The 24,785-nt window shown below is 60.2% G+C and carries 28 protein-coding genes; 16 read left to right on the top strand and 12 right to left on the bottom strand.

The genetic code is table 11. The features are described from left to right. Positions 1-39: 39 nt before the first annotated feature. On the bottom strand, positions 40-1,203 hold the full coding sequence (locus PMI03_RS01385) for an HlyD family secretion protein (protein WP_007689126.1): 1,164 nt from the start codon (positions 1,201-1,203) through the stop codon (positions 40-42). A gap of 146 nt (positions 1,204-1,349) precedes the next feature. Here PMI03_RS01385 and PMI03_RS01380 point away from each other — a divergent pair, with 146 nt between their 5' ends. After that, entirely contained in the window at positions 1,350-2,252 is a 903-nt protein-coding gene (locus PMI03_RS01380; RefSeq protein WP_007689125.1) for a LysR family transcriptional regulator, read from the top strand. A 47-nt stretch (positions 2,253-2,299) separates the two neighbouring features. On the opposite strand, the gene PMI03_RS01375 is transcribed toward PMI03_RS01380, so the two are convergent. After that, positions 2,300-3,205, bottom strand: a complete 906-nt coding sequence (locus PMI03_RS01375; protein ID WP_012649222.1) for a LysR family transcriptional regulator — start codon at positions 3,203-3,205, stop codon at positions 2,300-2,302. A gap of 112 nt (positions 3,206-3,317) precedes the next feature. Here PMI03_RS01375 and PMI03_RS01370 point away from each other — a divergent pair, with 112 nt between their 5' ends. From PMI03_RS01370 to PMI03_RS01360, 3 genes are all read left to right on the top strand, one after another. Further along, positions 3,318-3,908 (top strand): isochorismatase family protein, encoded by a 591-nt coding sequence (locus tag PMI03_RS01370; RefSeq protein ID WP_007689121.1) that lies wholly within the window; start codon positions 3,318-3,320, stop codon positions 3,906-3,908. A 37-nt stretch (positions 3,909-3,945) separates the two neighbouring features. Then, entirely contained in the window at positions 3,946-4,710 is a 765-nt protein-coding gene (locus PMI03_RS01365) for a pirin family protein (protein WP_007689120.1), read from the top strand. 220 nt (positions 4,711-4,930) lie between these two features. Beyond that, complete coding sequence (locus PMI03_RS01360) at positions 4,931-5,662, top strand: SDR family NAD(P)-dependent oxidoreductase (protein WP_007689119.1); 732 nt, start codon at positions 4,931-4,933, stop codon at positions 5,660-5,662. 62 nt (positions 5,663-5,724) lie between these two features. Here PMI03_RS01360 and PMI03_RS01355 read toward each other — a convergent pair whose 3' ends face one another. After that, positions 5,725-6,594: a LysR family transcriptional regulator gene (locus PMI03_RS01355; protein WP_007689118.1), complete on the bottom strand. Its 870-nt coding sequence runs from the start codon at positions 6,592-6,594 to the stop codon at positions 5,725-5,727. Between the two features lie 588 nt (positions 6,595-7,182). Here PMI03_RS01355 and PMI03_RS01345 point away from each other — a divergent pair. The 6 genes from PMI03_RS01345 (at position 7,183) to PMI03_RS01320 (ending at position 11,621) form a co-directional block, all read left to right on the top strand. Beyond that, the gene (locus PMI03_RS01345) at positions 7,183-7,947 is read left to right on the top strand and encodes an SDR family NAD(P)-dependent oxidoreductase (protein ID WP_007689116.1); all 765 of its coding nucleotides are present in this window, start codon (positions 7,183-7,185) and stop codon (positions 7,945-7,947) included. A gap of 18 nt (positions 7,948-7,965) precedes the next feature. Then, a complete protein-coding gene (locus PMI03_RS01340; protein ID WP_007689114.1) occupies positions 7,966-8,421 on the top strand; it encodes an SRPBCC family protein in 456 nt (151 codons plus the stop codon). Beyond that, a complete protein-coding gene (locus PMI03_RS01335) occupies positions 8,418-8,849 on the top strand; it encodes a nuclear transport factor 2 family protein (protein ID WP_007689112.1) in 432 nt (143 codons plus the stop codon). Before PMI03_RS01340 ends, PMI03_RS01335 begins: the two co-directional genes overlap by 4 nt. A gap of 1 nt (position 8,850) precedes the next feature. Continuing rightward, the gene (locus PMI03_RS01330) at positions 8,851-9,621 is read left to right on the top strand and encodes an SDR family NAD(P)-dependent oxidoreductase (RefSeq protein WP_007689110.1); all 771 of its coding nucleotides are present in this window, start codon (positions 8,851-8,853) and stop codon (positions 9,619-9,621) included. A gap of 160 nt (positions 9,622-9,781) precedes the next feature. Further along, a complete protein-coding gene (locus PMI03_RS01325) occupies positions 9,782-10,642 on the top strand; it encodes an alpha/beta fold hydrolase (protein WP_007689106.1) in 861 nt (286 codons plus the stop codon). 94 nt (positions 10,643-10,736) lie between these two features. Next, positions 10,737-11,621, top strand: coding sequence for a sugar phosphate isomerase/epimerase (locus PMI03_RS01320; protein ID WP_007689104.1), 885 nt, complete (start codon positions 10,737-10,739; stop codon positions 11,619-11,621). A gap of 134 nt (positions 11,622-11,755) precedes the next feature. Here PMI03_RS01320 and PMI03_RS01315 read toward each other — a convergent pair whose 3' ends face one another. The 9 genes from PMI03_RS01315 to PMI03_RS31430 all read right to left on the bottom strand — a co-directional run bounded on the left by PMI03_RS01315 (position 11,756) and on the right by PMI03_RS31430 (position 19,151). Continuing rightward, entirely contained in the window at positions 11,756-13,057 is a 1,302-nt protein-coding gene (locus PMI03_RS01315; protein ID WP_007689102.1) for an MFS transporter, read from the bottom strand. Continuing rightward, entirely contained in the window at positions 13,054-13,782 is a 729-nt protein-coding gene (locus PMI03_RS01310) for a class II aldolase/adducin family protein (protein ID WP_007689099.1), read from the bottom strand. The genes PMI03_RS01315 and PMI03_RS01310 overlap by 4 nt, the downstream gene beginning before the upstream one ends. After that, positions 13,779-14,633: a VOC family protein gene (locus tag PMI03_RS01305; RefSeq protein ID WP_007689098.1), complete on the bottom strand. Its 855-nt coding sequence runs from the start codon at positions 14,631-14,633 to the stop codon at positions 13,779-13,781. The genes PMI03_RS01310 and PMI03_RS01305 overlap by 4 nt, the downstream gene beginning before the upstream one ends. A gap of 90 nt (positions 14,634-14,723) precedes the next feature. Then, positions 14,724-15,578 carry a VOC family protein gene (locus PMI03_RS01300; protein WP_007689096.1) on the bottom strand — a complete coding sequence of 285 codons (855 nt, stop codon included), beginning with the start codon at positions 15,576-15,578 and terminating at the stop codon, positions 14,724-14,726. Then, complete coding sequence (locus PMI03_RS31980; protein WP_007689094.1) at positions 15,575-15,802, bottom strand: 2-hydroxymuconate tautomerase; 228 nt, start codon at positions 15,800-15,802, stop codon at positions 15,575-15,577. The genes PMI03_RS01300 and PMI03_RS31980 overlap by 4 nt, the downstream gene beginning before the upstream one ends. Next, entirely contained in the window at positions 15,802-16,569 is a 768-nt protein-coding gene (locus PMI03_RS01290; protein WP_007689092.1) for a 2-keto-4-pentenoate hydratase, read from the bottom strand. Before PMI03_RS01290 ends, PMI03_RS31980 begins: the two co-directional genes overlap by 1 nt. A gap of 1 nt (position 16,570) precedes the next feature. Then, the gene (locus PMI03_RS01285; protein ID WP_007689090.1) at positions 16,571-17,377 is read right to left on the bottom strand and encodes a 2-keto-4-pentenoate hydratase; all 807 of its coding nucleotides are present in this window, start codon (positions 17,375-17,377) and stop codon (positions 16,571-16,573) included. Positions 17,378-17,392: 15 nt separating this feature from the next. Continuing rightward, on the bottom strand, positions 17,393-18,889 hold the full coding sequence (locus PMI03_RS01280) for a 2-hydroxymuconic semialdehyde dehydrogenase (protein WP_007689088.1): 1,497 nt from the start codon (positions 18,887-18,889) through the stop codon (positions 17,393-17,395). A gap of 85 nt (positions 18,890-18,974) precedes the next feature. Beyond that, entirely contained in the window at positions 18,975-19,151 is a 177-nt protein-coding gene (locus PMI03_RS31430; RefSeq protein WP_007689087.1) for a hypothetical protein, read from the bottom strand. 197 nt (positions 19,152-19,348) lie between these two features. Between PMI03_RS31430 and PMI03_RS01270 the strand changes: the two genes are divergently transcribed. Genes PMI03_RS01270 through dmpG form a run of 6 tightly spaced genes read left to right on the top strand, consistent with a single transcriptional unit; the run spans position 19,349 to position 24,749 of the window. Then, positions 19,349-20,242, top strand: a complete 894-nt coding sequence (locus tag PMI03_RS01270) for a fumarylacetoacetate hydrolase family protein (RefSeq protein WP_012649216.1) — start codon at positions 19,349-19,351, stop codon at positions 20,240-20,242. Between the two features lie 26 nt (positions 20,243-20,268). After that, positions 20,269-21,156 (top strand): VOC family protein, encoded by an 888-nt coding sequence (locus PMI03_RS01265; RefSeq protein ID WP_007689085.1) that lies wholly within the window; start codon positions 20,269-20,271, stop codon positions 21,154-21,156. Between the two features lie 27 nt (positions 21,157-21,183). Beyond that, the gene (locus PMI03_RS01260; RefSeq protein WP_007689084.1) at positions 21,184-22,344 is read left to right on the top strand and encodes an NADH:flavin oxidoreductase; all 1,161 of its coding nucleotides are present in this window, start codon (positions 21,184-21,186) and stop codon (positions 22,342-22,344) included. Between the two features lie 2 nt (positions 22,345-22,346). Continuing rightward, positions 22,347-22,784, top strand: coding sequence for a heme-binding protein (locus PMI03_RS01255; RefSeq protein ID WP_007689083.1), 438 nt, complete (start codon positions 22,347-22,349; stop codon positions 22,782-22,784). 19 nt (positions 22,785-22,803) lie between these two features. Further along, on the top strand, positions 22,804-23,733 hold the full coding sequence (locus PMI03_RS01250; RefSeq protein WP_007689082.1) for an acetaldehyde dehydrogenase (acetylating): 930 nt from the start codon (positions 22,804-22,806) through the stop codon (positions 23,731-23,733). After that, complete coding sequence (gene dmpG, locus PMI03_RS01245; protein WP_007689081.1) at positions 23,733-24,749, top strand: 4-hydroxy-2-oxovalerate aldolase; 1,017 nt, start codon at positions 23,733-23,735, stop codon at positions 24,747-24,749. Before PMI03_RS01250 ends, dmpG begins: the two co-directional genes overlap by 1 nt. Positions 24,750-24,785 lie beyond the last annotated feature (36 nt).

Below are 24,785 nucleotides of genomic sequence, written 5' to 3'. Positions count from 1 at the left end.
AAACGGGAGGATCATCCGGCCCAGCCGGATAATCGCTTCCTACTTCTGAAGTGCGACGTCCCTCGTATCGATCTCAGGTTCGACCGACATGCCGGACCGAAGCAGGCCGACCAGCCCCTCGTCGTCGATGAGGATTTTCACGGGAATACGCTGCACGATCTTGGTGAAATTGCCCGTCGCATTGTCCGGGGGCAGCAGGGAGAATTCCAGGCCGCTCGCGGGCGATATGCTGTCAACGTGCCCCTTGATCGCAACATCCGGGAAGCTGTCGATCTTGATTTCGACGGGCTGGCGCGGACGAACATTGGTGAGCTGCGTTTCCTTGAAATTCGCAACGACGTAGACGGCGTGGAGCGGCACGACCGCCATAAGCTGCGTTCCGGCGGTGACAAACTGGCCGACACGGATCGAGCGGGCGCCGACGGTTCCATCCACAGCCGCAACGATATCGGTATATGAAAGGTTCAATTCGGCCTGGTGGACGGCGGCATCGGCGTGGTCGCGCTGGGCAACGGCCTGATCACGCTCAGTCTGAAGGACGGGAACCTTGTTCTGTGCGGCAACGAAAGCGGCCTGATCCCGTTCGACCGCTGCTACGGCCTGATCATTCAGGGACTGGGTTTGTTCGGCGCGAGACTGCGTGCCTGCACCATTCGCTATCAGTCTCGCGTTACGTGCCGCATCCGACTGAGCGTAGACGAGGGAGGCGCGCGACGCATCAAGCGAGGCCTTCGCCTGGTCGATGACCGACTGCTGCAATCGAATTTGTGCATCGATATTGGTGATCGCAGCATCGGCTGCGTTGAAATCCGCTTTCGCCTGCGACAATGCGGCCTGGAAGTCACGATCATCGATCCGGGCGAGGACTTGTCCTGCTTTGGCCGTATCATTGTCGTTTACGAGGACTTCCTTGATATAGCCGGTAACTTTAGGGGCGATCGTGGTGTAGTCCGCCTTCACATAGGCGTCGTCCGTCGACTCCATGAAGCGGCCGACGGTCCAGTAATGATATCCGAAGTTCGCGGCATATGCGGCGCCCGCGAGAAGGGCCACGACGAGCACACCGCGTTTGACAGCACTTCCTTTGGTCTTCGGGGCCTTGGCTGCGACAGCTTCCGCGGTGGTAGGCGCTGGGACATCGGCGACTTTAGCTGTCTCTGCCTTGGCGCTTTCGAATGCTTCCTTGCGGGGGAGCTCAACCATCGTACTTCTCCTATGGTCCGCCCCGTTGATGATGCGGGGCACGATTGCGTTCTATGGACCGCATAAATGCCCCGCTGGTCGCCTTTTGATAATCCGCGTATATCGGTAAGGATCATACGCTGAGAGCGGATAATCAGGAGGTGTGCATGGATCGTCTGACAAGTCTTTCGGTCTTCGGAAAGGTGGTCGAGCATGGTGGTTTCTCGGCGGCGGCACGGCGGCTCAACATGTCGGTGACAATGGTTGCCACCCATGTGCAATCACTTGAGGAGAGGCTCGGCGTTCGCCTGCTCAATCGCACGACGCGCAAGGTGAGCCTGACGGAAACGGGCAAGTTCTATTACGACCGCTCGTCTCAGATACTGGCCGAACTCGAAGAAGCGGACCGGGCCGCGGGCGCGCTGACCACGACGCCCCGTGGCACGCTCAAGATCTATTCAAGCGCCGCCATTGTCCGCTTTCTGCTTCCCGTCATCGATGAATATCTCCAGCTCTACCCCTCAGTCTCCATGGACGTAGACATCGGCGAACGGACGATCGACATGATCGAGGATGGCCACGATCTCGTGATCCGCACCGTGCCGTCCCCGGATTCCAGCCTCATGGTTCGAAAGCTGACGTCATGGCGGCACGTCCTCGTATGCTCCCCGTCCTATCTCGAGGAACATGCGGAGCCGAAGACACCGGCCGAGCTCGCAGCCCACAACTGCCTTCAATACAGCTACTATCCGTATGGCGACGAATGGCATTTTGAAGCGGACAACGGGGAGCCGGCAAGTGTAAGAGTACAAGGCAACGCCCGTTCCAACAGCGCCGAGACGTTGCGCCACCTTGCAGTCAACGGTCGTGCGGTCTGGCTCGCGCCAAGCTTCATTGTATCCGAGGACCTTGCCGAAGGCCGGTTGATCCGGATGATGCCTGAGTTCCGCGGTGTGGAATTTACAATCAATGCCATCTATCCCAACCGCAGCCATCTGCCGACGAAGGTGAGGCTCTTCATCGACTTGCTGGTCGAGCGCTTCGCCGAGCACCGCAAATGGATGACGTGATAAAGTCGAAGGATCTAAGACGAGGATAGATGGGCGGAAGACGAGCGCTAAATCTCGGCCAGCTTGGCACGCAACGCCTCTTCGAAATCACTGACGATGGCCTTGATGAGGCGCGCCGTGATCCTGTCCTTCTGCCACAACGCTGTCATTTCGACCGGTGACGGCTCCCAATCAGGCAGGACGGGAACGAGCGCACCGGCTGTTATAGCGTCCTTGATCATGAATTTGGGCAGATTGGCAATGCCAAGACCGGCACAGGCCGCCTCGACAAGAATGGTCTGGCGGTTTGCGGCAAAGCCGATTCTGGGACGCACGGTTTCGCGCACGCCCTGGGCATTTTGCAGATCCCATTCGATCCGATCGCGACGGATCGCCAGGGCCGGCAGCATTTCCACGTCGCCTGGAGCGCTCAGATCAGGATGTCCCGAGAGGAACGCGGGACTGGCAACGAGCGTTCGCGGCAAGGTCGCTATCCTCTTGAACATCAGTTCGGAGTCGGCAACCGGCCCCATGCGGACGACAAGATCATATCCCTCCTCGATCAACGAGACCCGGCGATCCGCAAGCGTCATCTCTATCGTGACGTCGGGATATCTCGTCTTGAAGTCGATGAGGGTCGGGGCAAGAACCGCAGTCGCCATGTCGGGAGGGAGCGACAGGCGCACCGTACCCGACAGTGCGACGCGCTCATCCTGAACCTCGGCTACCGCTTGTTCGGCCAACATGAACGCCGTTTGGCTTCGATCGAAGAGTTGCTGCCCCTGCTCCGTGAGCACCACTCCCTTCTTCGTTCGACGCACAAGCCTGACGTTCAAGCTTTCCTCTAGCACCGATAGCCGGCGGGAGAGTGTGGCCTTCGGGATGCCCGTCGCGCGTTCGGCCGAGGCCAGTCCGCCGGCCTGCGCAATACGAATGAACAGCGCCAACCCATCAAAATCGTCGAATGTTTTCATGTTCCATTTATGGAGCATAAGCACCGCAAAAATCAAGTCTAGCTAGCATTCCGTTCCATCCATATTTTCCACGGCGAGCAACAAAGCTCACAACGCACCGAGGAGATTAATTATGACCACAAAATTCACAGCCGAGAATTCCGCACTTCTGCTGATCGATCATCAGGTCGGCACGATGAAGCTCATCAAGAACATCGATGTCGAGCAGGCCAAGCGCATGTCGCTGGCGCTCGCCAAGGCCGCCAGCATTCTTGGCATCCCGACCGTGCTCACCTCCAGCCAGGAAGATCGCCTGCAGGGGCCGCTTCTGCCGGAACTGCAGGAAATCCTGCCCGAGGCTTTCGAAAAGCGCGTCAAACGCGAAGGCATCGTCAATGCCTGGACCGACTCTAACTTCAAGGCCGCGGTGGAAGCGACGGGACGCAAGAACCTGATCATGGCTGGCGTCACAACCGACGTCTGCCTCGTCTTCCCGGCAATCGATGCCGTCGCCGAAGGTTACGAAGTACAGGCCGTCATGGACGCTTCGGGTTCGCCTTACGAACTGTCCGAAGACATGTCCCGCCGGCGTATGCAGGACGGCGGCGTCATCCTGACCGCAACCAACACCATGATCGCGGAACTTGCCCAGAACTGGGGCACGCCGAACGGCCAGAAGCTCATCCAGCTGCTGTTCACCGAAGTGCTTCCGCCGATCTCGTAACCTATATCCAGCCCGCCCAAAGCAAGGAGTAAAGAACATGACCTTAGAAGTAGCTCCCATCAAGGGGATTGGCGTCGTATCACCCGAAACGCATCTGGTGAGAGCGCAAGGCCCGTTCCAACTTCGCCGAATCCGCCCAGGCATTTCCCTGCGGCAACGGGATGACGCAGGCTTTGGCGGGCTTGGAATTGTCGACCATGCTCGGCTGCAGCCCGGCCTCGTCGTCAGGATGCATGAGCATCGCAACGACGAGATCATCAGCTATCTGCGCTCAGGCAACATGGAGCACACGGACTCGGCTGGCCAGAGCGAGGTCATCTCGCCCGGTCGGCTGATGGTCATGAATGCCGGCAGCGGCTTTTCTCACGAGGAAGAGGTCGTCGGCAAGGATCAGATTGAAATGCTGCAGATCTTCGTTCGACCCGAGACGGCGGACATGGAGCCTGGAGTTCAGTTTGTCAGCCTGGACGAGACAGCGCGGACCGATCAATGGCGGCTTCTGACCGGGCCTGTCGGATCGGCAGCACCGAGTTTCGTTCGCCAGGCCATCTATCTCTACGATACGCACCTGTCGGCCGGCAAAAGCATCAGCCTGCCATCAATGCCCGGGTTCGATCGTTGGCTCTATGTCTTTCGCGGCAGCGTGCTGGTGGGCCATCAGGAGGCCGAAACCCATACGGCGCTGACGATCAGCGCGGATGAAGCCGCGCCCGATGTGACCGCGACCACAGAAACGGATCTCGTTCTCTTTCTCATTGACCGGCGCGCCGCGTTTTCGCGCGAAGGAACCATAAGCGGTTGAGCACTTGCCGGACGTCCCCTCACCCGTAACCGTCTCTACCTCCTTAGCCTGGGAATAACTGCTCCAAATATGGAGCAGTTATTCCCAATGATGGCTCTTTAATCCGCACCGGCAGCAGCCAATCTTTTGTATCATGGGCCAAAGACTTCCACCGACGAAACCATGATGTCGTTGCCTGGAAGGCTAGTTTGAACCTCGATCTGCAAATGGAGACTGTAGCATGTCCAAGGGAACCGCCGTCGTCACCGGAGCCGCCAACGGCATCGGTCAAGCCTATGCCCGGAGGCTTGCCGCCGATGGCTTCGATATCGCGGTCGCCGACGTCGGCGATGCATCGGAAACAAAGGCGATGGTAGAGGCCGCGGGACGCAAGTTCTTTTCGGCCAAGGTCGACGTGACCTCGCCCATCTCGACGGCGGAATTCGCCACCGAGGTCGCAAAGACCCTCCCGCCCGTTACCGCCCTCGTCAACAACGCGGGAATCTATCCATGGAAGTCGTTCGCCGAAACGGATTATGATCTCTGGCGCAAGGTCATCAGCGTCAACCTCGACGGACCGTTCCTGATGTGCAAGGCGTTCGTGCCGGGCATGGTTGAGCGCGGCTTCGGTCGGATCGTCAACGTCGCCAGCACGACCTACTGGCTCAATACCACCCAGATGTCCTCTTACGTCGCAAGTAAGGGCGGCGTCATCGGCTTTACGCGGGCTCTGGCTGGCGAAGTCGGCGCATCCGGCATCACCGTCAACGTGATCGCGCCAGGGCTGACCAACACGAAGTCGATGCGCGGCGAGAACGAGGAAATCTTCGACTACCTGCCCAAAGTCCAGGCTATCCCGCGGGTCATCGAACCCTCAGACATCGTCGGTGTCGTTTCGTTCCTATGCTCGCAGGATTCGGCGTTCGTGACGGGCCAGACGATCGTGGCGGACGGCGGCAACGTCCGCAACTAATTTCGAAAAACTCCCGAACAATTTATCCGCCCCGCTCGCTGCCAATCGCGAGCGGGGCGATTCTATTTCAGCCGCTCTTTCAGGAACTCGATAAATCGCTGTGTCTTTGCAGGGAGCAATCTGGTCTCGGTGATCGCATAGACGGGCGTGGGCGCGCCGCACCAGCCGGGAAGAACGCGCCGCAGCCTGTTGCTGGCCAATTCATCGGAGACGATCTCGTCCGGAAGCATCGCAATGCCCATGTCGAGCGAAGCGAGACGTCGGATCATTCCTATGCTGTTCAGCCGGAACCGACCGCCAATGGTGGCCTCATCGGTGTCAGTCCCATTGCTCAACGTCCACACCTTGGTTTTTAGCATGCACAGGCATTGATGGTTGAGGAGATCCGAGGGCTTCTTCGGTTCTCCGTTAAGCTCCAGATATCGCGGGGACGCGAAGAGATGCGGAGAAAGACGGGCAAGTGGCCGTGCGATCATATGGGATGGCTCGGGTTCTCCCATGCGAATGGCAACGTCGAAAGGTTCCGAAACCAGATCGACCCTTCTCGGCGTCAGATCGAACTCGAAGTTGATCCCCGGATAAAGGTCGGCGAATTCGGCGATCAGCGGTGCTAGATAGGTGTTTGCAAAATCCACCGGCAGGGAGACCCGAAGCAAGCCGCTCGGCTGAGCCAGTATCTCGCCGAGTTGCTCGTGCGCCAGCCGTGCTTCGTCAACGATACGCTTGCAGCGTTCGAAGTAAATCAGGCCGGCCTCCGTCAGCTCGATCCGCCGGGTTGTCCTATGCAACAGCCGCAGTCCGATCGCTTTCTCCAGGGCACTGATGCGACGCGACAAAGTGGAGTTCGGGACACTGGTGACTTCCGCAGCTCCACGAAAGCTCTTTGCTTTCACGACTTCGACGAACAGAGCCATGTCATTCAGAAATTCCACCTTATTACCTCACAAATGGATCAATCATTTCCCATTTAGTCTATTTATTCCGATCTGTGCAGGTCCCGACCGGCAGCCGAATACGTTCAATCTCGCCTATCTGGATGTTGCCCTGTTCAAAACGACGGCCGACTACCATTCACTGCCGAGCCCACACGGCAGCCGGATCGCTCTCCTGGGAGCATCCCTTGAATGCAGAGATCCAGCTTCGCGATCGTCATCGCTATTACGAAAAAAATCGATAAAAACTAAAATATACTAATTACGTTGACAATCGATAAAGTCACTTTTACAGTTATTATCTGCCAGCGTGAATTCACTCGGGACGCTATTTGTGGCGCCGTCATGTGGGTTTTACGTTCGCAAAAGGGAGGAGAATATGACTGATTTGGATCGGCGCTTCGCCGTCGCCATTCGTGTTGCGCGTGGGATTCTGGAGCCGCGAAACGCCGCTGCGGAGACAATCCTGGCATTGATCAGCCCCGACGGCTGGCAGCATAACCTTACCAACAGAGCTTCTGTAACAGCGCCTATCTTTCCAGTTGCGCGATACTTCGCCGGCGCCCAAGCTGCGAATGGGAGGCTCTGATGGGCATCCTTGATGGCAAGTCGATTATAGTGACCGGTGCGGGTGGAGGTATCGGACGGGCGACATGTTCGGTGCTGGCCGCTGCAGGAGCGCGCTTGATCGTCAGCGACGTGGCTCAGGAAAGCGGCGAGGAGACCGCTCGGATAGCTAGAGAAGCCGGTGGCGAGGCCGTCTTCGTTGCCGCTGATCTAGCCTCCGAGGACGCGATTGCCGCCCTGGTGGCCAAGGCGATCGCCATCTATGGCCGCCTTGACGGTGCATTCAACAATGCCGGCGTCGAGCAGCGCAACAAGCCACTCGCCGACCTCAGCCTGGCGGAATGGCAGCGCGCCATCGACATCGATCTCACCGCGGTCTTCCTTTGCGTAAAACATCAGGTCAAGGCGATGCTGGAGACGGGAGGTGGCTCGATCGTCAACACCGCCTCCTCCCTCGGCCAGATCGGTATGGCCGGAGCCTCGGAATATTGCGCGGCAAAGCATGGCGTCATCGGCCTGACACGCGCCGCGGGAGCGGATTACGGCTTTCATGGTATTCGCGTGAACGCGGTACTGCCCGGCGTCACCCGTACCCCGATGATCGCACGCCTGAGCGAAGATCCGAACTTCACGGCCATGTTCGAGCGACTGCGCACGCGCCACTCGATGGGTCGTTTCGGAGAGCCGTCCGAAATCGGCGAGAGCGTCAAATGGCTACTCTCCGACGATGCATCCTTCATGAACGGCGCCGCCGTCGCGGTTGATGGTGGTTATCTATCGATCTGACCGAAGCGAGGAGGCTTCATGTACACATTATCCTACGCCATGGAAGTGAACCCCCAGGGAGCATCTCCCATCTTGAACGCCGAACAGGCCTGGAGGGGCCTGGAGATGAAGGCGGAGAACGCACTCCCGTTCGTACCCGGCATGTCCCGATGTGAGGTGGTCGAGCGCAAGGGCAACACCCTCTTGCGAGAGGTCACCTTCGCCGGAGACAACTTCAAGGAGTTCATCACGCTCCATGCGCCCGTGCAGGTGCAGTTTGAACGGGTTGGCACTGGCGGCTTTATCCAGAACACGATCAGCGAGAGCGACAAGGGCCTGCTGCTCACCTTCACTTTCAGTCTCCCCTACCCTGGGACCGAACCCGGTTCGCCCGAAGAACGCGCAAAAGGAGAGAGCATGCGGCAAGCCTATGTCAACGCTGTCAACGCAACGCTCCAAAAGGTGCGCGAACTGGTGAAGGAGGGCAAGCTATGAGACCGGGAGATAGCAGTGCAGCGACAGAAGCGCTTAACCCCGTGGCGGCCGTTGCCGCTCGACACGACGACTGGGTCGCTGATTTCTTTCGAGATGCCGACAGCTTTCAGATCGAAAAACTGGCTGGCTGGTTCTCGAACGACGTCGAGATTCGTTTCGGAAACGCGCCGCCGGTCATCGGCAAGTCGACTGCGGAAGAGCTGTTTCGAAACTTCTGGTCGACTATCCGCGGCATGCGCCACAGGCGGGAGGAATTGGTGCAGCTTGATGACATGGCTGTGCAGGTCGGCGTGATCACCTACATCCACCATGATGGGAGTGAGACGGCGCTGCCGGTCGCGAGCCATCTGCGCCGGGTCGCGCCGGGCAAGATCGATCGGCTGTGGATCTACATCGACATGGCACCAATGTACGAGAAGGGCGCCTGACATGGTGGACCTGACCAAACGGCTAGCTGGCAAGACCTGCATCGTAACCGGCTCTGGCGGCAGTATCGGCCGCGCCACCTGTCTGCGCTTCGCATCCGAGGGTGCCAACATCGTCGGCTGCGACATCGCGCCGGTCGGTGCCGAAGAAACTGTGCGTCTGGTGCAGGAGGCCGGAGGCACCATGATCTCCGTTCATCCGGCCGACCTCACCAAGAAAGAGGAATGCGAGCGGCTGGTGAAAACGGCAGTCGAGCGTTTCGGCGGGATCGACGTGCTATTCAACAATGGCGCCATGGCCTACTTCGCCTGGATCGAGGAGATGGACGACGACACTTGGTATAAGACGATCAACCAAGAGCTCGATCTCGTCTTCCTGCTCACCCGCGCAGCCTGGCCCGAACTCACAAAGCGCAAAGGCGCGATTATCAACACAGCCTCGCTCTCCGCCTGGGCGGGGATAGAGCTGCTCCCCGGCCTTGCCCATTCCGCAGCCAAAGGCGGCGTGCTCTCGATGACACGTCACCTGGCGATGGAAGGCCGCAAACACGGCATTCGCGCCAATTCGGTGTCGCCCGGCACGATCGAGACGAACCAGACGCGCTTCATCCTGGAAAATCCGGAATGGTGCCGCGTTCAGCTCGGCCGCGCGATGATGAATCGCATGGGTCAGCCCGAAGAGATCGCAAGCGTGGTCGCGTTCCTGGCGAGCGATGATGCGAGCTACGTCACAGGTGCCGACATCGCGGTCGACGGCGGCGTTCGCGCCTGGTGAGATCAGGGAGGCGGAAGATCATGGTCCTCCGCCTCCTTGCAATTCTCACGATGCGCACCGGAAAGGAAAACACGCTTGCTGATGCAGCAGGCGTTCCCAAGAACAGGAACGGAATGCGCGGGCGGCATCGTCAGCTTTGACACCCAGGGAGGATTGAAGCATGAGCACCTCATTCGAACACCATACAGTGAGGGTCAAGGATATCCGGATGCACTATGTCCGCGCCGGCAAGGGTGAGCCGCTGGTGCTACTGCACGGTTGGCCCCAGAACTGGGCCAGCTGGAAGCGGATCATCCCGGTACTGTCCGACCATTTCACCGTGATAGCTCCTGATATGCGTGGGTTTGGCGCCACCTCGAAAGCCGAGGCGGGCTATGACACCAACAATGTTGCCGATGATATCCGTGAACTGGTTGGATCGCTCGGATTCGAGCGCATCTTTTTGGCCGGGCATGACTGGGGCGCAGCGGTCGCCTATTCCTATGCTGCACAGTTCCAACAACAGGTGCGCAAGCTCGCCATATTCGAGATGGTGTTGCCTGGCTTTGGCATTATGGAGGAGGCGATGACGCCCCAGCCGAATGGCAATTTCCTTTGGCACATGGGCTTCCAGTCGGTTCCGGACATTCCTTTCACACTGATCTCGGGCCGGGAAGACCTCTATCTTCGTTGGTTCTTCCAGACCTACGCCTACGATCCCTCAGCAATCACCTCCACGGAAACGGAGGAATATGTGCAGGCAATGACCAATGTCGGGGCCCTCCGGGCCGGTCTGCAATATTACCAGAGCTATTTCACATCGGCGGCACAAAACGCGCAGCACAAGCAGCACAAATTGACGATCCCGGTCTCTGCCTGGGCGGGAGAGGCTTGTCTCGGTCCGCTAACCAAACAATGCCTCGATATGGCAGCGACCGATGTCACAGGAGGCGTCATCGAACGCTGTGGTCATTGGATCGGGGAGGAAAGACCGGATTTTGTCGCGTCGCAGCTGGTCGAGTTTTTCGGTAGCGGCGGTTGAACTGCGCCTTCACTCGCCGCACTAAACCTGTCCGTCAAGCGCGCTTTGCATACGCTGCTGGCGGGATCTGCAACCAAGGTCCTGGAGATTACACATGACGGCATTTCCTGAAACGATAATGTGGGAAGGCACTGTGCGATCCCTGTCTCTCCGGGAACAGATCCGCGCCACCAAGACCGCCGGCTTCGACAAGCTCTCCACGACACCGCTCAAATACATTCAAAGCCTGCTGGAGGGTTTTTCCAGCGAAGACATGTTGCAGCTCGCCGCCGACTCCGGCATCGGTATTTCACACTTGGACCCTTTATGTAGATGGTGTCGGCAATGGAAGCCGGAGAACATCATCGGTGGAGGGATGCCGCTCGCGTTCTTCAGCTTTTCGGTCGATGACTTTCTTCGCATAGCAAGCACACTCAAGGTGGAGTCGCTGACGGCGATGACCGTCGCTCCACATGGCAGCATGTCGGTTGACGAAATGACGGGGGATTTTGCAGCGCTCTGCGACCGCGCGGCAGACTATGGAATACGATGTGATCTTGAGTTCATTCCACTGGACTGGGCCATTCCCGATCTCGCCACCGCATGGACCATCGTGCGCAATGCCGATCGAAAGAACAGTGGACTGACCTTTGATTTCTGGCACTTCGTGCGAAGCGGTTTGCCATTTGAGCTGCTGCGGACCATTCCTGGTGACAAGATTTCGTGCGTCCAGCTCGCAGACGGTCTGGCGCATGTGCCGGCGCACCGATCCAAATTTCAGGATTGCCTTGAGGACCGCGTTCCTCCGGGAGCGGGTGAATTTCCGATTTCCGCGATCCTGCAAACGCTGAAAGATATCGGCGGTCTTCGCCGGGTTGGGCCTGAAGTCTTCTCTTGTGAGTTTGATGCGATGTCCGCGGACGACATCGCGGTGAGGTGCCGGGAGACGCTTGTCCAGGCACTCGATTCGGTTGGGATAAGACGCACCATTCCTCAATGAAGTGCGGATGGGACCGCACCGCAGTAGCTGCAACAATCACCGAGAGCGTGTGAGAGCCTGTTCAAAGCTGTTCCACACGCAAGCCGCCGTGGCGCATTTTTGGCAGGAGACCTGAGTGCAGGTCCGTCAGGCAATTATGCGACCTTTTGCTCGCTGTTGCTCAGAAGAGCGGACTGCTGACGGCCCAGCAGGGCTGCGAGCACGGCTGCAGCCATTAGGCTGGCAGACATGCACAGCAGAGCGGCCGAGAAGCTGGGCGTGATCCCACGCAGGAGGCCGATCCCGTATGGCGCGACAAAACCGGAGATCCCGCCAATGGCATTGATGAGCGCGAGACCAGCGGCCGCCGCAGCGCCTGTCAGCAAATTTGCCGGAAGCGCCCAGAACACACCGATCGCGCTCCAGAGGCCGGCAGCGGCGAGGCACAGCAGGGCGAATGCGGACAGCGGCTCGGGCACAAGAGCGCTCCCACCGAGACCGATTGCTCCCACCAGCAACGGAATGACAAGATGCCATCGGCGCTCTCCGGTTCGGTCGGAATGGCGCGCATTCAGAACCATCCCGGCCGCAGCGAAAGCGAAGGGAATGGTCGTGACCAGACTGACCTCGATGTTCGACAGACCTGAGAGTTGCTTGACGATCTGAGGCAACCAGATCGTCACGCCGAAGAAGCCGATGCCCATGCAAAAGAACACCAATGACAGGGACCAGACCATCGGGCTCCGCAGCCCAGCTACCAAGCCAGAGACCTTGTGCGAAGCGGCCTGCCCCTGTCCGGCGGTCAAACTTGCGGCAAGGGCCGTCCGTTCTTCGGGCTCGAGCCATGCCGCCGTTTCGGGCGAATTGGTCAGGACACGGAACCCGAGGATGCCAAGCAGGACGGCGGGGGCGCCCTCGATCAGGAAGATCCACTTCCAGCCCGGCAGACCCAATACGCCGTCCAGCGTCATCAGTGCGGCCGACAAAGGTGAACCAAGCACGATGGCAGCGGCCGTCGCAAGCCAGACACGGGCAATCGCCTGCGCCCGTTGCTCCGGCGGATACCAAAGGGAGAGATAGTACAGTAGCCCCGGGACGAACCCCGCCTCCGCCACACCCAACAGGAAACGCAGGACATAGAACGACAATGGCCCCTGCACCAGCGCCGTGGCCATCGCCACCAGTCCCCAGGACAGGGAGATGCGCGAGAGCCAGAGCCGTGCTCCAACGCGCCGCAGCACGATATTGCTTGGCACCTCCAGCACGGTGTAGCCCAGGAAGAATATCCCTGCGCCGAAACCGAACACCTGCGGACTGAAGCCGAGTTGCTGGTTCATCTGCAAGGCGGCGAAGCCGACGTTCACGCGGTCGAGGAAGTTGACCAGGAACAACAGGAACAGGAAGGGAAGCAGGCGGCGCGACACCTTCGCCATGATCGGTGCTGGAATGGTGCTCACGAAGTGACCCCCGGATGCGTCTTGCTGGCCGGAGCATCAAGTGTCGTCAGCTCAGGATCGCCGGCGGAAAGATAGTCCCACATGCGCTCGAGGATCCGTCCGGACCATGATGCTCGCTGGAGTGCCTCTTCGCGGGTGAGGAGCCTGTGATGCTCCTCGGGCAAAGCCTTGAGGCAATCGAGCTCCACCCGCGCCGCATCCTCGGCATACCAGGTCAGCACCACCGCCTGCGCAAGGCTTTGACCCACGGCGACAAAGCCGTTGCCCCGCATTGCGATGCCGGGGGCCGAACCCAGTTGTTCCGCAAGCGCTGCAGCCTGCTCATCCGACCGCAAGAGTTGCGGATCGTTCCAAAGCGGCGGGGCCGGATAGAAGTAGCTGCCGAACCCGTGTCTCGCCCTTGCTGTGCGAGCCAAGGTGCCGAGGCTCATGACATTCGGCGGCATCGACCGCACCACACCGTTTACATCGACCCTTCGCCGATAGATCTCGCGGTGGATCCGGACTTCCCCGAGAATATGGTCTGGTAGCGGGCCTTCGAGGGCGACGATGGAGCACTCCTCACCAGCGGCAACGAGGCCGAGCGGTTTTGCCGGCGACACCATGATGGTGCCCGTATCGAGGCGGACGCTGCAATGGCCGTAGGCGTGGACCAGGCCGCTTCGCGCGAGAGCCCTGCCCGCCACCCTGATCCAGGCAGCCGCGATCGCTGGGTCCACGGTCATTTGAACTCCCGGATTTCGGGCTTGGCGCCCCATTGGCAAAAGCCCTTGGCTTCGAACGGGAACTGCCGTTCCCGGTAAAGCAACTCATCGGCGATGGAGCGGACGCCCGAGGAGTATTCGAACACCATGCCATCAGGCCCTTCGAAGTACAGGAACTTGGCGGACGATGTCGGATGCTTCCCTGGCCCGAATACCATGTTCACCTGGCGATCGCGCAGGAAATGGAAGGACCGCATGATGTCGTCGCCGGTCTCCACCTGGTGGTTGATGTGCTGGATCCCCGACCGGTTTGTTGGGAACAGGGCGATCGAGTGATGAACCTCATCGATGCGCAGGAGTGGGGCATCCCCGATCCGGTCACTGACGCGAGCATTGCAGACCTGCGTCCAGAATAGCTCGTCGCGCGCGGGATCGGTGGTGCACAAGCCGATGTGGCTGAAGCTTGTAATGCCGGCGTCGCGGGTACCATGATAGCGCTTGCCGCTATAGGCGGGCCGCCAGACGAGTTCTATGGGATTGCCGGTGGGATCGCGGAACGCGATGAAATCGGAGGCCTTGCGCAACTCCGCTTCCTCGCTCGTTCCACGCCGCACCTCATGCCCCAGGCGCTCCAAGATCGTGCCTGCCTCGTCAAGATCGGATCGGTCGCGCACTTCGAAAGCCGCTGCCTGTTCTGCGGGATCGCCCTCTGTGTAGCAGAGCGTATGCTCCCGTTCGTCCGACTTGAAGTAGACCGACTTGGCGGTTCGCTCAGCCACTTCCAAGCCGAGAAACTTGGTCGCAAAGGTGGTGGCTCCCTCAAGATCGCGCGTTCCGAGCCGGACGTAGGCGACATCCTGTAGATTGATCATCGGTTGATCCTCCTGGTTGCAGCGGCTTTGCTCCGGCCGCTCTCCTCATTGCTCCTCCGCCTCTCCCGTATAGACACGGGTTCAGGCGCTTCAGTTGAACTCAGGCACTTCGCTGTGGCTTCCCCAGGCACAGAAGGAAAGTGGTTGTCGTGGAAACTGACGCGGCCGGTGGCGGTCCTCATCCTCGATACGGTCGCCTTCCGCCACATAGGAGAAGTAGACTCCATCCGGTCCCTGGAAGGTCACGAAGACCTGGTTGGAGGTCGGACGCCGACCGGGGCCATGCATGATCCTCACCTGGTTGGCCTGCAGATAGTAGGAGTTCTGCATGATCAAATCGACGTTCTCGACACCGAACTCGATCGCCAGGATGCCCGGCGTGTCGGTAGGGTACACGGCGAGCCGGTGGTGAGCATCGTCGAAACGGATATAGGCCGTATCGCCTACCCGGTCGCTGACGCGGCCTGAAAACAGCTCGGTCCACAGTCGCTCGCCGGTGCCATCGGCAACACCCCGCAAAGCGACCTCCGCAAGACCGGTCACGCCCGCGTCCCGTGGTGCGTGATAACGCCAGCCGGAGTGAAGCGGTCTCACCACAAGTTCGATCAGATTGCCGCTCGCATCACGGAACGATCCATAGGCCTTGACCTTGCGCAGGAGGCATCCCTCTGCCGTTCCCTCTTCGGCCTCAAGGCCGCGATCCTTCAACACAGCCAACGCTTGCTCAAGGGTCTCCGTATCCCGCACCTCAAAGCCAATGGCCTGTTCGGCGGGATCGCCATGGTGATAGACGAGAGTATGATCGCGGTAGTCGGAGCGGAAATAAGCCGCCTCGGATGTGCGCTCGACCAATTGCAGGCCGAGAATGCGCTGGGCGAAGTCGGCGGCTCCAGCGAGATCCCGCGTTCCAAGGCGGACGTATCTAAGTTGCTCTATGGCTATCATCGCACATCTCCTGTTGGAGGGGTGACCCCGCCACCGGATACGGGCTCGGCCTTGCTGATGCCGCCGACACTCCAGTGCTCCGGCGAAACTTCCTCAAGGAGGACGCGGACAGCTGGCGGGGCCACACCCAGGCTGTTCACGACCGCAGCTGTAACCTCCCGCATGAGAGCAGTCTTCTGCTCTCGCGAGCGCCCTTCCAATAGTTTTATCGTGACGATCGGCATTACTTGGCCCCCCTGACGCGGAATGACACGGATCCAAGCCGTTCGACGGCTAGGGAGACCCGAACTCCGGGGCGCAGCGGCTCCGCCGCAGTAGCGCCGCCCGCGAGGACGATAAATCCGGGCTCAAGTGTGATGCCGGCTTCTCCCGCCATGGCAGCAGCAGCCACGAGCGAGCGGATCGGATGCCCGAGGATGGCGGCGGAAGAACCGATCGCGACGGCCTGACCATTGAAGCTCATGACCATCCCGAGCGTTGACACGTCAGTATCCGGCGGGCTCCAGGGACCGACCACGAAACCGGAAGACGAACTATTGTCGGCGATCACATTGGGCAGCGAAAAGCGGAAATCAGCATAGCGGCTGTCAATAATTTCCAAAGCAGGCGCCACACCGGACAGTGCCGCTTGCGCCTCGGCGGGCGTGACGTGTCCTGTCAGCGGCTTGCCAATCAAAAAGGCGACCTCCGGCTCGACGCGGGGATGAACGTAGCGTGCCAGATCCACATCTCCTCCCTCCTCCACCAGCATGCCCGAGGTCAGACGGCCCCAGATCATCTGATCGATGCCCATCTGGGCCATCTTGGCGCGGCTGGTAAATCCCATCTTTACCCCCACCAGTCTCTCTCCGCGTTCGAGGCGGTTTGCGACGGAGGAGGCCTGGATCGCGTAGGCCGTCTCGGTATCGAAGGAGCCCTCGGGAAATTGCGCTATGGCGCGGGCCTCGCGGGCTGCGGTGTCGACACGTTCTGCATGTTCTGCAACCGACATATTATGCTCTCCTGTCAGACGAGGTAAAGGTGACCGCCACCGTTCCAAGCCCGGAGACGCGCGCCTCGAATACGCTATCGGGCGTTGCCGGAACCATTGGACCGAGAGCGCCCGAAAGCACGATATCTCCCTCCTGCAGCGGTCTGCCGACGTCGAACATCTTGCGCGCCAGCCACTGCAGGGCCACCAAGGGATGTCCAAGGCAGGCAGCGCCAGCGCCAGTCGATGCCGGTTCGCCGTTATGCTCCAGCACCATGCCGGCAAGGCGAAGGTCGAGCCCCGCCAGAAGCCTGGGCACGGATCCGAGAACAAAGCGTCCCGACGACGCGTTATCGGCAACCGTATCGACGATCCGGATGTCCCAGTTCGCGATCCTGCTATCCACGATCTCCAGGGCCGGCAGGACGAACTCCACGGCGCGTATCACATCGGCGACGGTCGGTTGTGGAATGGCCAGATTTCGACCGATGACGAAGGCCACCTCGGCTTCGACTTTCGGCGCGATCAGCCTGGCGTGCGGGAGTTCGCCGCCATTCTCCACTTCCATATCGGCGAACAACATGCCGAAATCAGGTTGATCGACACCCAACTGCCGCTGCACGGACTTGGCGGTCAGGCCGATCTTGCGTCCGACGAGGCGCCGACCGGACACAAGAGCCCGCTCTGTGTTGATATCCTGCACCGCATAGGCAGCTTCGATATCGCCAGCGGCGAGGATCGGTCGGATCGGCTCGATAGGCGACGTCTCGGTCTCCGCAAGATGGAGCGCATCAGCGATCCTCTGAATTGAGGCGTTCTCAGCCAGCATGGTGTCCTCCTATTTTCAAAGCCTGATGCAGACGTTCTTCAGTTCTGTGTAGAATTCGAGTGAGTGCAGGCCGCCTTCGCGTCCGATCCCGGAATGCTTCGAGCCGCCAAACGCGGTGCGAAGATCCCGCAGGAACCAGCTGTTGACCCAGACGATCCCGGCTTCCAGTCGCTTGGCGACGCGATGCGCGCGGCTGAGATCGCGCGTCCAGACCATGGCCGCGAGCCCATACTCCGTGTCATTCGCGCGCATGACCGCCTCTTCCTCGGTGTCGAAAGGCTCAACATGAACGCAGGGACCAAAGATTTCTTCGCGTATGACGGATGACGTGTGCGGCAGGTCCGTCCAAATGGTCGGAGCAACCCAGGCTCCACCGTTTAACGAACCCGGCATATCGAGCGCGGTGCCGCCGGTCACGATCGTGGCGCCGTCCCGCCGCGCCGCCTCATAATAGGATAGCACCTTATCCCGGTGTCCAAGGCTGATCAGCGGCCCGAAGGTCGTCTTCGGATCATGTGGGTCGCCCGCGACAAGGTTTTGAGCGGCTTGCGCTAACCCCGCCACGAACCTGTCGAATATCGGGCGCTCGACGTAGACACGTTCGGTTTGCAGGCAGATCTGCCCGGCATTGAGGAATGTTGCGCGCGCCGTCTGCTCCACCGCCTTATCGAGATCGCAGTCAGCGAAGATCAGTCCGGCATTTTTACCGCCGAGCTCAAACGATACCGGCCGCACTCCGTCAGCTGCGGCTTTCATGATGGCCGAGCCCGTTCGCGTCTCGCCCGTGAAGGTGATCGCATCCACGCCTGGATGTCGGGTCAACCATTCGCCAGCGGAGTCCGGCCCGAACCCGTGCACCACATTGTAGACACCGTCCGGCACGCCGGCCTCCCGCATGACTTCGCCAAGCAAGGCAGCGGTACTCGGGGTTTCCTCCGAGGGCTTGACGACGACCGTGTTGCCGCAAGCCAGCGCCGGCGCGACCTTCCAGGTCATCAGCAGAAATGGTAGGTTCCAGGGACATACGACCGCGATGACGCCTTTGGGCGCCCGGATGGTGTAGTTGATCGCCTCGCCGCCATCGGGGGTCGCCATCGTGAAAAACTCGCCTGCGTGATGATGCAGGATGTCTGCGAAAGCTCTGAAATTTGCGGCACCTCGTGGAATGTCCAAATGCGATGCCATCCCGACGGGTTTGCCAGTGTCTGCCACCTCCGCATCCAGAAAAGCCTGGAACCTGGCTTCTATGCCGTCGGCAACGCGATGCAGGAGCTTTGCCCGCTCGTGATGGGTTAGCTTCCCCCAGGGTCCGGAGAGCGCGCGACTTGCGGCGGAAACGGCACGATCGACATCATCAGCCGTAGCCTCCTCGATCAGCGAAACGACCTCGCCGGTTGCCGGGTTGATGTTCTCGAAGGTATTGTGATCGCCGCCCGTCACGGCAGCCCCATCGATAAAGTTTTGGACACGCTTGTGCCTTGTCACGTCGAGTACTTGAGCGCTGGTGGTCATGGTGCAGACCCTTCCCTTCGATTTCAGAGTGTAGCGTTGTGCTCTCGTGGTGCGGCGCCTGCGCCCGGTATCCACCTAGCAGCCTCTATGGTGCGATTTCTTCGAGAGCCCGTTCGCTCGTTTTGAAAACGATCGCCGCCCGCACATGCCAATGGATTATCGGCATCCGCTCGATCTGCTGAATGATGCACTCGTAAGGCAAGGCGTCGGGCGCGCGCTCCCTTGTTCCAGGTCGGTGGGCCGGCGTTGCGATTGTGTTCATTTTTTCCTCCTCATCGAAATGGGCGAGCCCACTTCCTCCTCTCCCATCGGTCACCACCTCCTGACTTCGGTAACCGCGAGTGCTCTTATGGAAGCAAAAATCGGCGATGTTGTAAATATCGATTTTTTATTGACTGTCGATTTAATTGGAATAATCTACACATTATACGAGGGTGACAATCGTCGTAGGGAGGATTCATGAGCATGTTGAAATTGGGCTCGGGTCGTATCGACGGGAGCAAGATGTTGTTGCTTGCCCTCAACGGCCGCATCTACCGGGCGGCCGATCTCCTGGCAGGAGAGCGTTGGCACGACCTAACCCTGGATGAGCTTTTGGAACATTGGGAGGAGTTCTTCCCGGAGCTTCAGAAGGCTTTGGTGCACTTGCCTGACCCGCAGGTCCGGCCGGTGGAAGAGGCTGCTATCGACTGGCTGCCACCGATCGAGCGCCCGGGAAAGGTCGTCTGTATCGGCACCAACTACCGCGACCATCTTGCCGAGATGCGCGTGGCGGAATTGCCAGCCTTTCCCTATGCCTTCATGCGCCCGGCGGGCAGCCTTAACGGCCATGGCAAGGCCGTGCCCGTGCCGGATTGGCCGCAAATGATCGACTGGGAAGCAGAACTTGGATTCGTTGTCGGGCGACGTGCCCGGAATGTCCCGCAAGAGACGGCGCTTGACATCATCGCCGGTTACACGGTGATCAATGATATTTCCGCTAGGGACTGGATCGAAAGCCGACCATTCGTGGGCGTCGATTGGGTGATGCAGAAGGGCTGGGACGGCTTTCAGCCGACGGGGCCCTGGCTGACGCCGGCATCTCTGGTACCGGATCCGCAGAATCTTGCGATCCGCTGCCTGGTGAACGGCGTCGTCAAACAGGATTCCAATACCAACCAGATGATCTTCGGTGTGCGTGAGATCATCGCTCATCTGACAAAAATCATGACGCTGGAGCCCGGGGACGTGATCGCAACCGGCACGCCGGCAGGCGTCGGCTTCGGCCGGCAACCGCGCGAGGCTCTCCGCACGGGCGACATCGTCCGTGTGGAGATCGAGGGGCTTGGCGCCATCGAAAACCACATGAAGTGACAATCGCAAGACGGAGGAGATGAACCGTGATTGGTGTAAAGAAAATTGGACATGCTACTTTTGAGACACCTGACCTTGAGCGTCAGATTGCCTATTATACCGAGGTCCTGGGCCTCACATTGACCGACCGCGAGAAGGATCGCGCTTATCTGGCGAGCACGCTGGACCACCACTCCGTCGTGCTCACACGAGGCGATGAGGCCCGGTGCAGCAAACTGTCGTTCCAAGTCGCTCCAGGAACCGATCTCAAGGATTATGCCCGCCAGCTCGCCGGGCATGATGTTTCGGCGGAATTGCGCTCCGATCCGGAGCCCGGCATCAGATCACTCCTCTCCTTCTCGGATCCAAAAGGCACCACCATTGAAGCCTATGCCGAGCGGGATTTCGCGCAGCAGAATTATGCCGAGCGCGGGGTCGCTCCGCTGAAGCTTGGCCATCTGGCGTTCAATGTGGACGACGTCCAGCAGATCGTTAATTGGTACGTGAAGGTTCTCGGATTCCGGGAATCGGACTGGATGGGTGATTTCTTCGCCTTCCTGCGCTGCGGACCCGATCATCATACCGTGAACTTTGTCCGGGGCGCTCGGGTGAAGATGCACCACATCGCCTTCGAGCTGCGTGACTGGAGCCACATACAGTCGGCCAGCGATATCCTCGGCCGGAGCGGTCATCCTTTGATCTGGGGACCGGGCCGGCACGGGATGGGCCATAACATCTACACCTATCATCGCGATCCGGACGGGCAGATCGTCGAGCTGTTCACCGAACTGGATCAGATCAACGACGAGGAACTCGGCTACTTCGAGCCACGGCCATGGCACGAGGATCGCCCGCAGCGGCCGAAGGTCTGGAAGCCAGGCGTCTACGCAGCCAACTTGTGGGGTGTCGCACCGCCATCGGATTTCCTCGACTAGAGACTGGTTGGGGAGGAGGAGAATATCATGACTGTTTCTATCGACCGGATGATGAGCCCTCTTAATATCGGGGGAAAAACCATGCGCAATCGGATCGTTCACGCCCCGATGTCGGTTGGTTATGCCGATAGTGCGGGGATCCCCCTGCAGACCATGGTGGAACATTATGGCCGGCGGGCACAAGGCGGTGTCGGGATGGTGATCACCGAGAATGTCGCCATCAGCACTGCCGGACGTCAGATGCCGCATCAACCGATGCTGTCGGACAGGCGTCGGGTTCCGGCCTTTGCGGCGGTTGCAGCGGAGATCAAGCGTCACGGTGCTTTGGCCGTGATGCAAATCGTCCATGCCGGCCGATATGCCGGCCCTTGGGACGTCTACGAAAGTGCCCGCCGGCTGGCCCCCTCGGCCGTGTCTTTCCCGTTGCTTCCAGGCCGAGTGGTCACCCCTGACGAGATCACCGCCGGCGAGATCAAGCAATGCATCGACGAATTCGTCGAGACGGCTTTGTCGGCCGAGCAAGCCGGTTTCGACGGCGTCGAGCTCCATGCCGCGCAAGGCTTCCTGATCTCGTCGTTCCTCTCGCCGCGCTTGAACCGGCGCACGGATCAATGGGGTGGCTCGTTCGAGAACAGGATCCGGCTCCTGATGGAGGTTCTGCGCCGCGTCCGCGCGGTTGTGGCACCAAGCTTCATCGTCGGTGTGCACCTCATCAGTGACGAACTTGCTCCGGGTGGCTGGGCTGTCAGTGAAGCCATTCGGCTATCACCGCTGCTTGAGGATGCGGGAGCCGATTTCATCATGCCGGTGGTCTCCACTTTCGAGACGCTGAAAGCCCCGGAGAACGCCGGCCTCATGAACACACCGTTCTTCCAGCACAGTGCGACCGCCGCCATCAAGAAAGCTGTCGGCATTCCGGTTTTCACGAACGGTCGGATCGATACGCCAGAGGCCATCGATACGGTTCTTGCCGCCGGTGAAGCTGATGCGGTCGGCCTTGCCCGCCCGCTGTTTGCCGATCCGGACTGGGTTGCCAAGGTTATAGCAGGCCGTGTGGCCGATATCCGTGTCTGCGGGTGCCCGACCAGCCTGTGTCTGCGCACGCAGCTGACCGGATCGGTATGCGAATGCTGGCCCGATCCCGCCAAACAGGCCGGATTTCTCGGATACGAGCGGAGCGCGGCGTAGCCATGTCCTCCCTTCTTTCAAAGCCCGCGCTGAGCCTGGTTCTCGCGGAGATGGCGGCCGACCGCGCCCTCGCTGCTGCGACCGGCAGACGGCTTGCAGTAACTGTCGCGGTCGTGGATGACGGCGGCCATCTTCTGGTCCTGAAACGCATGGAGCAGGTCGGGCCAGCAGGTCCGGTTACGGCGACCGCAAAGGCACGCACCGCAGCGTTGTTCCGACGGACAACCGCACAGCTTGCCGAAGCCGTCGCTGCAGGAGCAAGCGGTCTGCTATCGATTTCCGAAGCCTTGCCGCTTGCCGGCGGCATTCCCATCGTTGTCGATGATGTGGTGATTGGCGCGGTCGGCGTCGGTGGCGCGACGCCGGATGAAGACGCGGCGGTGGCGGAGGAGGCCTGCTGCGCGCTCGCAGCATTTTTGCGCCCGTCGGCCGATCGGTAACAAAATCATGGAGAGGACGATGACACCTATCAAGGCAGCAATTATCGGTTCGGGCAACATTGGCACCGACCTTATGATCAAGATCCTGCGGACTGGATCCGGAATCGAAATGGGTGCGCTGGTCGGCGTGGATCCCGCCTCGGACGGGCTGGAACGAGCGCGTCGGCTCGGCGTGTTCACCACACATGAAGGTTTGGACGGTCTACGGCGCAGCCCAATCTACAAAGATATCGGCATCGTCTTCGATGCTACCTCCGCGAAGGCCCACGAGCGCCATGCCGAACAGCTACGGCAGGACGGCAAAAGGGCGATTGATCTCACCCCGGCGGCAGTCGGTCCGTACATCGTGCCGGTCGTTAACCTCGAGGAGAACCTCAATGCGGTGAACGTCAACATGGTGACATGCGGTGGACAGGCAACGATCCCAATCGTTGCGGCAGTCGCTCGGGTCGCTCCGGTACCCTATGCCGAGATTGTCGCCTCGATCGCCTCGCGGTCGGCTGGTCCCGGCACCCGCGCAAACATTGACGAATTCACGGAGACGACCGCCCGGGCCATCGAGGTCGTCGGAGGCGCGCGGCGCGGCAAGGCCATCATCGTTCTCAATCCGGCCGAGCCGCCCCTTATCATGCGCGATACGGTCTATTGCCTCGCGCTGACGCAGGACCAGGACGCGGTGCGTCGATCGATCCATGACATGATCGATCGCGTACGGGGCTATGTTCCCGGCTACCGGCTGAAGCAGGAAGTGCAATTTGAGCCGCTGCGCGATGCCCGCGCTGTTGGCGGCGAGGAGGACGGGCCGGCTCTCAAGGTCTCCGTGTTCCTGGAGGTCGAGGGAGCGGGCCATTATCTGCCCAGCTATGCCGGCAATCTCGACATCATGACCTCGGCCGCTCTTGCGGTGGCCGAGCGCTTCGCCCGTACCCTTATCGAGGAGAATGCCTGATGCCTTCTATCTATGTTCAGGATGTTACGCTTCGCGACGGCATGCATGCCATCAGGCACCAGTACGGGCTCGACGCCATAACGTCGATCGCACGCGCGCTCGATCGGGCGAAGGTCGCCGCCATCGAGATCGGTCATGGCGACGGCCTGTCCGGATCGAGCTTCAACTACGGTATTGGGAGGCACCAGGACGTCGAGTGGATCGCCGCCGTCGCCGATGTTCTTGAACACGCCAAGTGCACCACGCTGCTGTTGCCCGGGATCGGCACGGTTCACGATCTCAAGGCCGCTGCCGCCCTTGGCGTCGCCTCGGTGCGCGTCGCGACCCATTGCACCGAGGCCGATGTGGCCAAGCAGCACATCGAGGCCGCCCGCGCGCTCGACCTCGACGTGGCCGGCTTCCTCATGATGGCGCATATGAATAGCCCTGAGGGGCTGGCGAAGCAGGCGCAGATGATGGAAGCCTATGGTGCCCATTGCGTCTACGTCACGGACTCTGCCGGCGCCCTCACGATGGATGGCGTGCGCGAGCGCGTTCGGGCGCTGCGCCAGGCGCTCAAGCCGGAGACGCAGGTCGGAATACATGTGCATCACAACCTTTCTCTGGGCGTGGCAAATGCCGTCGTTGGAGTGGAGGAAGGCGCTTACCGCGTGGATGCATCACTCGCCGGCATGGGCGCCGGCGCCGGTAATACGCCGATTGAGGTGTTCGCCGCCGTCGCCGATAGGCTCGGATGGCAGCACGGATGCAACCTGTTTGCTTTGATGGATGCGGCCGATGATCTCGTACGCCCACTGCAGGACCGCCCTGTGCGGGTCGACAGGGAAACCCTGTCGATCGGTTATGCCGGTGTCTATTCCAGCTTTCTGCGGCATGCCGAGAACGCATCGAAGACCTATGGCGTCGATGTTCGCGACATCCTTGTCGAACTTGGACGGCGGCGAATGGTCGGTGGACAAGAAGACATGATCGTGGATGTTGCGCTTGATTTGCTGGCCAGCCAACAGCGCGCGTAGGGCGCGCTGTTCCACATTCCGTCGAATGATCAGCCA

The sequence above is a fragment of the Rhizobium sp. AP16 genome (assembly GCF_000281735.1).
In the GTDB taxonomy this organism is placed as follows: Bacteria; Pseudomonadota; Alphaproteobacteria; order Rhizobiales; family Rhizobiaceae; genus Rhizobium; species Rhizobium rhizogenes.
This window is presented reverse-complemented; position numbering and strand designations above follow the sequence as displayed.

Excerpts from the sequence above, each read along its gene's own strand:
- PMI03_RS01385 (WP_007689126.1), bottom strand. The coding sequence starts at position 1,203 with ATGGTTGAGCTCCCCCGCAAGGAAGCATTCGAAAGCGCCAAGGCAGAG.
- PMI03_RS01380 (WP_007689125.1), top strand. The coding sequence starts at position 1,350 with ATGGATCGTCTGACAAGTCTTTCGGTCTTCGGAAAGGTGGTCGAGCAT.
- PMI03_RS01375 (WP_012649222.1), bottom strand. The coding sequence starts at position 3,205 with ATGAAAACATTCGACGATTTTGATGGGTTGGCGCTGTTCATTCGTATT.
- PMI03_RS01370 (WP_007689121.1), top strand. The coding sequence starts at position 3,318 with ATGACCACAAAATTCACAGCCGAGAATTCCGCACTTCTGCTGATCGAT.
- PMI03_RS01365 (WP_007689120.1), top strand. The coding sequence starts at position 3,946 with ATGACCTTAGAAGTAGCTCCCATCAAGGGGATTGGCGTCGTATCACCC.
- PMI03_RS01360 (WP_007689119.1), top strand. The coding sequence starts at position 4,931 with ATGTCCAAGGGAACCGCCGTCGTCACCGGAGCCGCCAACGGCATCGGT.
- PMI03_RS01345 (WP_007689116.1), top strand. The coding sequence starts at position 7,183 with ATGGGCATCCTTGATGGCAAGTCGATTATAGTGACCGGTGCGGGTGGA.
- PMI03_RS01340 (WP_007689114.1), top strand. The coding sequence starts at position 7,966 with ATGTACACATTATCCTACGCCATGGAAGTGAACCCCCAGGGAGCATCT.
- PMI03_RS01335 (WP_007689112.1), top strand. The coding sequence starts at position 8,418 with ATGAGACCGGGAGATAGCAGTGCAGCGACAGAAGCGCTTAACCCCGTG.
- PMI03_RS01330 (WP_007689110.1), top strand. The coding sequence starts at position 8,851 with ATGGTGGACCTGACCAAACGGCTAGCTGGCAAGACCTGCATCGTAACC.
- PMI03_RS01325 (WP_007689106.1), top strand. The coding sequence starts at position 9,782 with ATGAGCACCTCATTCGAACACCATACAGTGAGGGTCAAGGATATCCGG.
- PMI03_RS01320 (WP_007689104.1), top strand. The coding sequence starts at position 10,737 with ATGACGGCATTTCCTGAAACGATAATGTGGGAAGGCACTGTGCGATCC.
- PMI03_RS01310 (WP_007689099.1), bottom strand. The coding sequence starts at position 13,782 with ATGACCGTGGACCCAGCGATCGCGGCTGCCTGGATCAGGGTGGCGGGC.
- PMI03_RS01305 (WP_007689098.1), bottom strand. The coding sequence starts at position 14,633 with ATGATCAATCTACAGGATGTCGCCTACGTCCGGCTCGGAACGCGCGAT.
- PMI03_RS01300 (WP_007689096.1), bottom strand. The coding sequence starts at position 15,578 with ATGATAGCCATAGAGCAACTTAGATACGTCCGCCTTGGAACGCGGGAT.
- PMI03_RS31980 (WP_007689094.1), bottom strand. The coding sequence starts at position 15,802 with ATGCCGATCGTCACGATAAAACTATTGGAAGGGCGCTCGCGAGAGCAG.
- PMI03_RS01290 (WP_007689092.1), bottom strand. The coding sequence starts at position 16,569 with ATGTCGGTTGCAGAACATGCAGAACGTGTCGACACCGCAGCCCGCGAG.
- PMI03_RS01285 (WP_007689090.1), bottom strand. The coding sequence starts at position 17,377 with ATGCTGGCTGAGAACGCCTCAATTCAGAGGATCGCTGATGCGCTCCAT.
- PMI03_RS01280 (WP_007689088.1), bottom strand. The coding sequence starts at position 18,889 with ATGACCACCAGCGCTCAAGTACTCGACGTGACAAGGCACAAGCGTGTC.
- PMI03_RS31430 (WP_007689087.1), bottom strand. The coding sequence starts at position 19,151 with ATGAACACAATCGCAACGCCGGCCCACCGACCTGGAACAAGGGAGCGC.
- PMI03_RS01270 (WP_012649216.1), top strand. The coding sequence starts at position 19,349 with ATGAGCATGTTGAAATTGGGCTCGGGTCGTATCGACGGGAGCAAGATG.
- PMI03_RS01260 (WP_007689084.1), top strand. The coding sequence starts at position 21,184 with ATGACTGTTTCTATCGACCGGATGATGAGCCCTCTTAATATCGGGGGA.
- PMI03_RS01255 (WP_007689083.1), top strand. The coding sequence starts at position 22,347 with ATGTCCTCCCTTCTTTCAAAGCCCGCGCTGAGCCTGGTTCTCGCGGAG.
- PMI03_RS01250 (WP_007689082.1), top strand. The coding sequence starts at position 22,804 with ATGACACCTATCAAGGCAGCAATTATCGGTTCGGGCAACATTGGCACC.
- dmpG (WP_007689081.1), top strand. The coding sequence starts at position 23,733 with ATGCCTTCTATCTATGTTCAGGATGTTACGCTTCGCGACGGCATGCAT.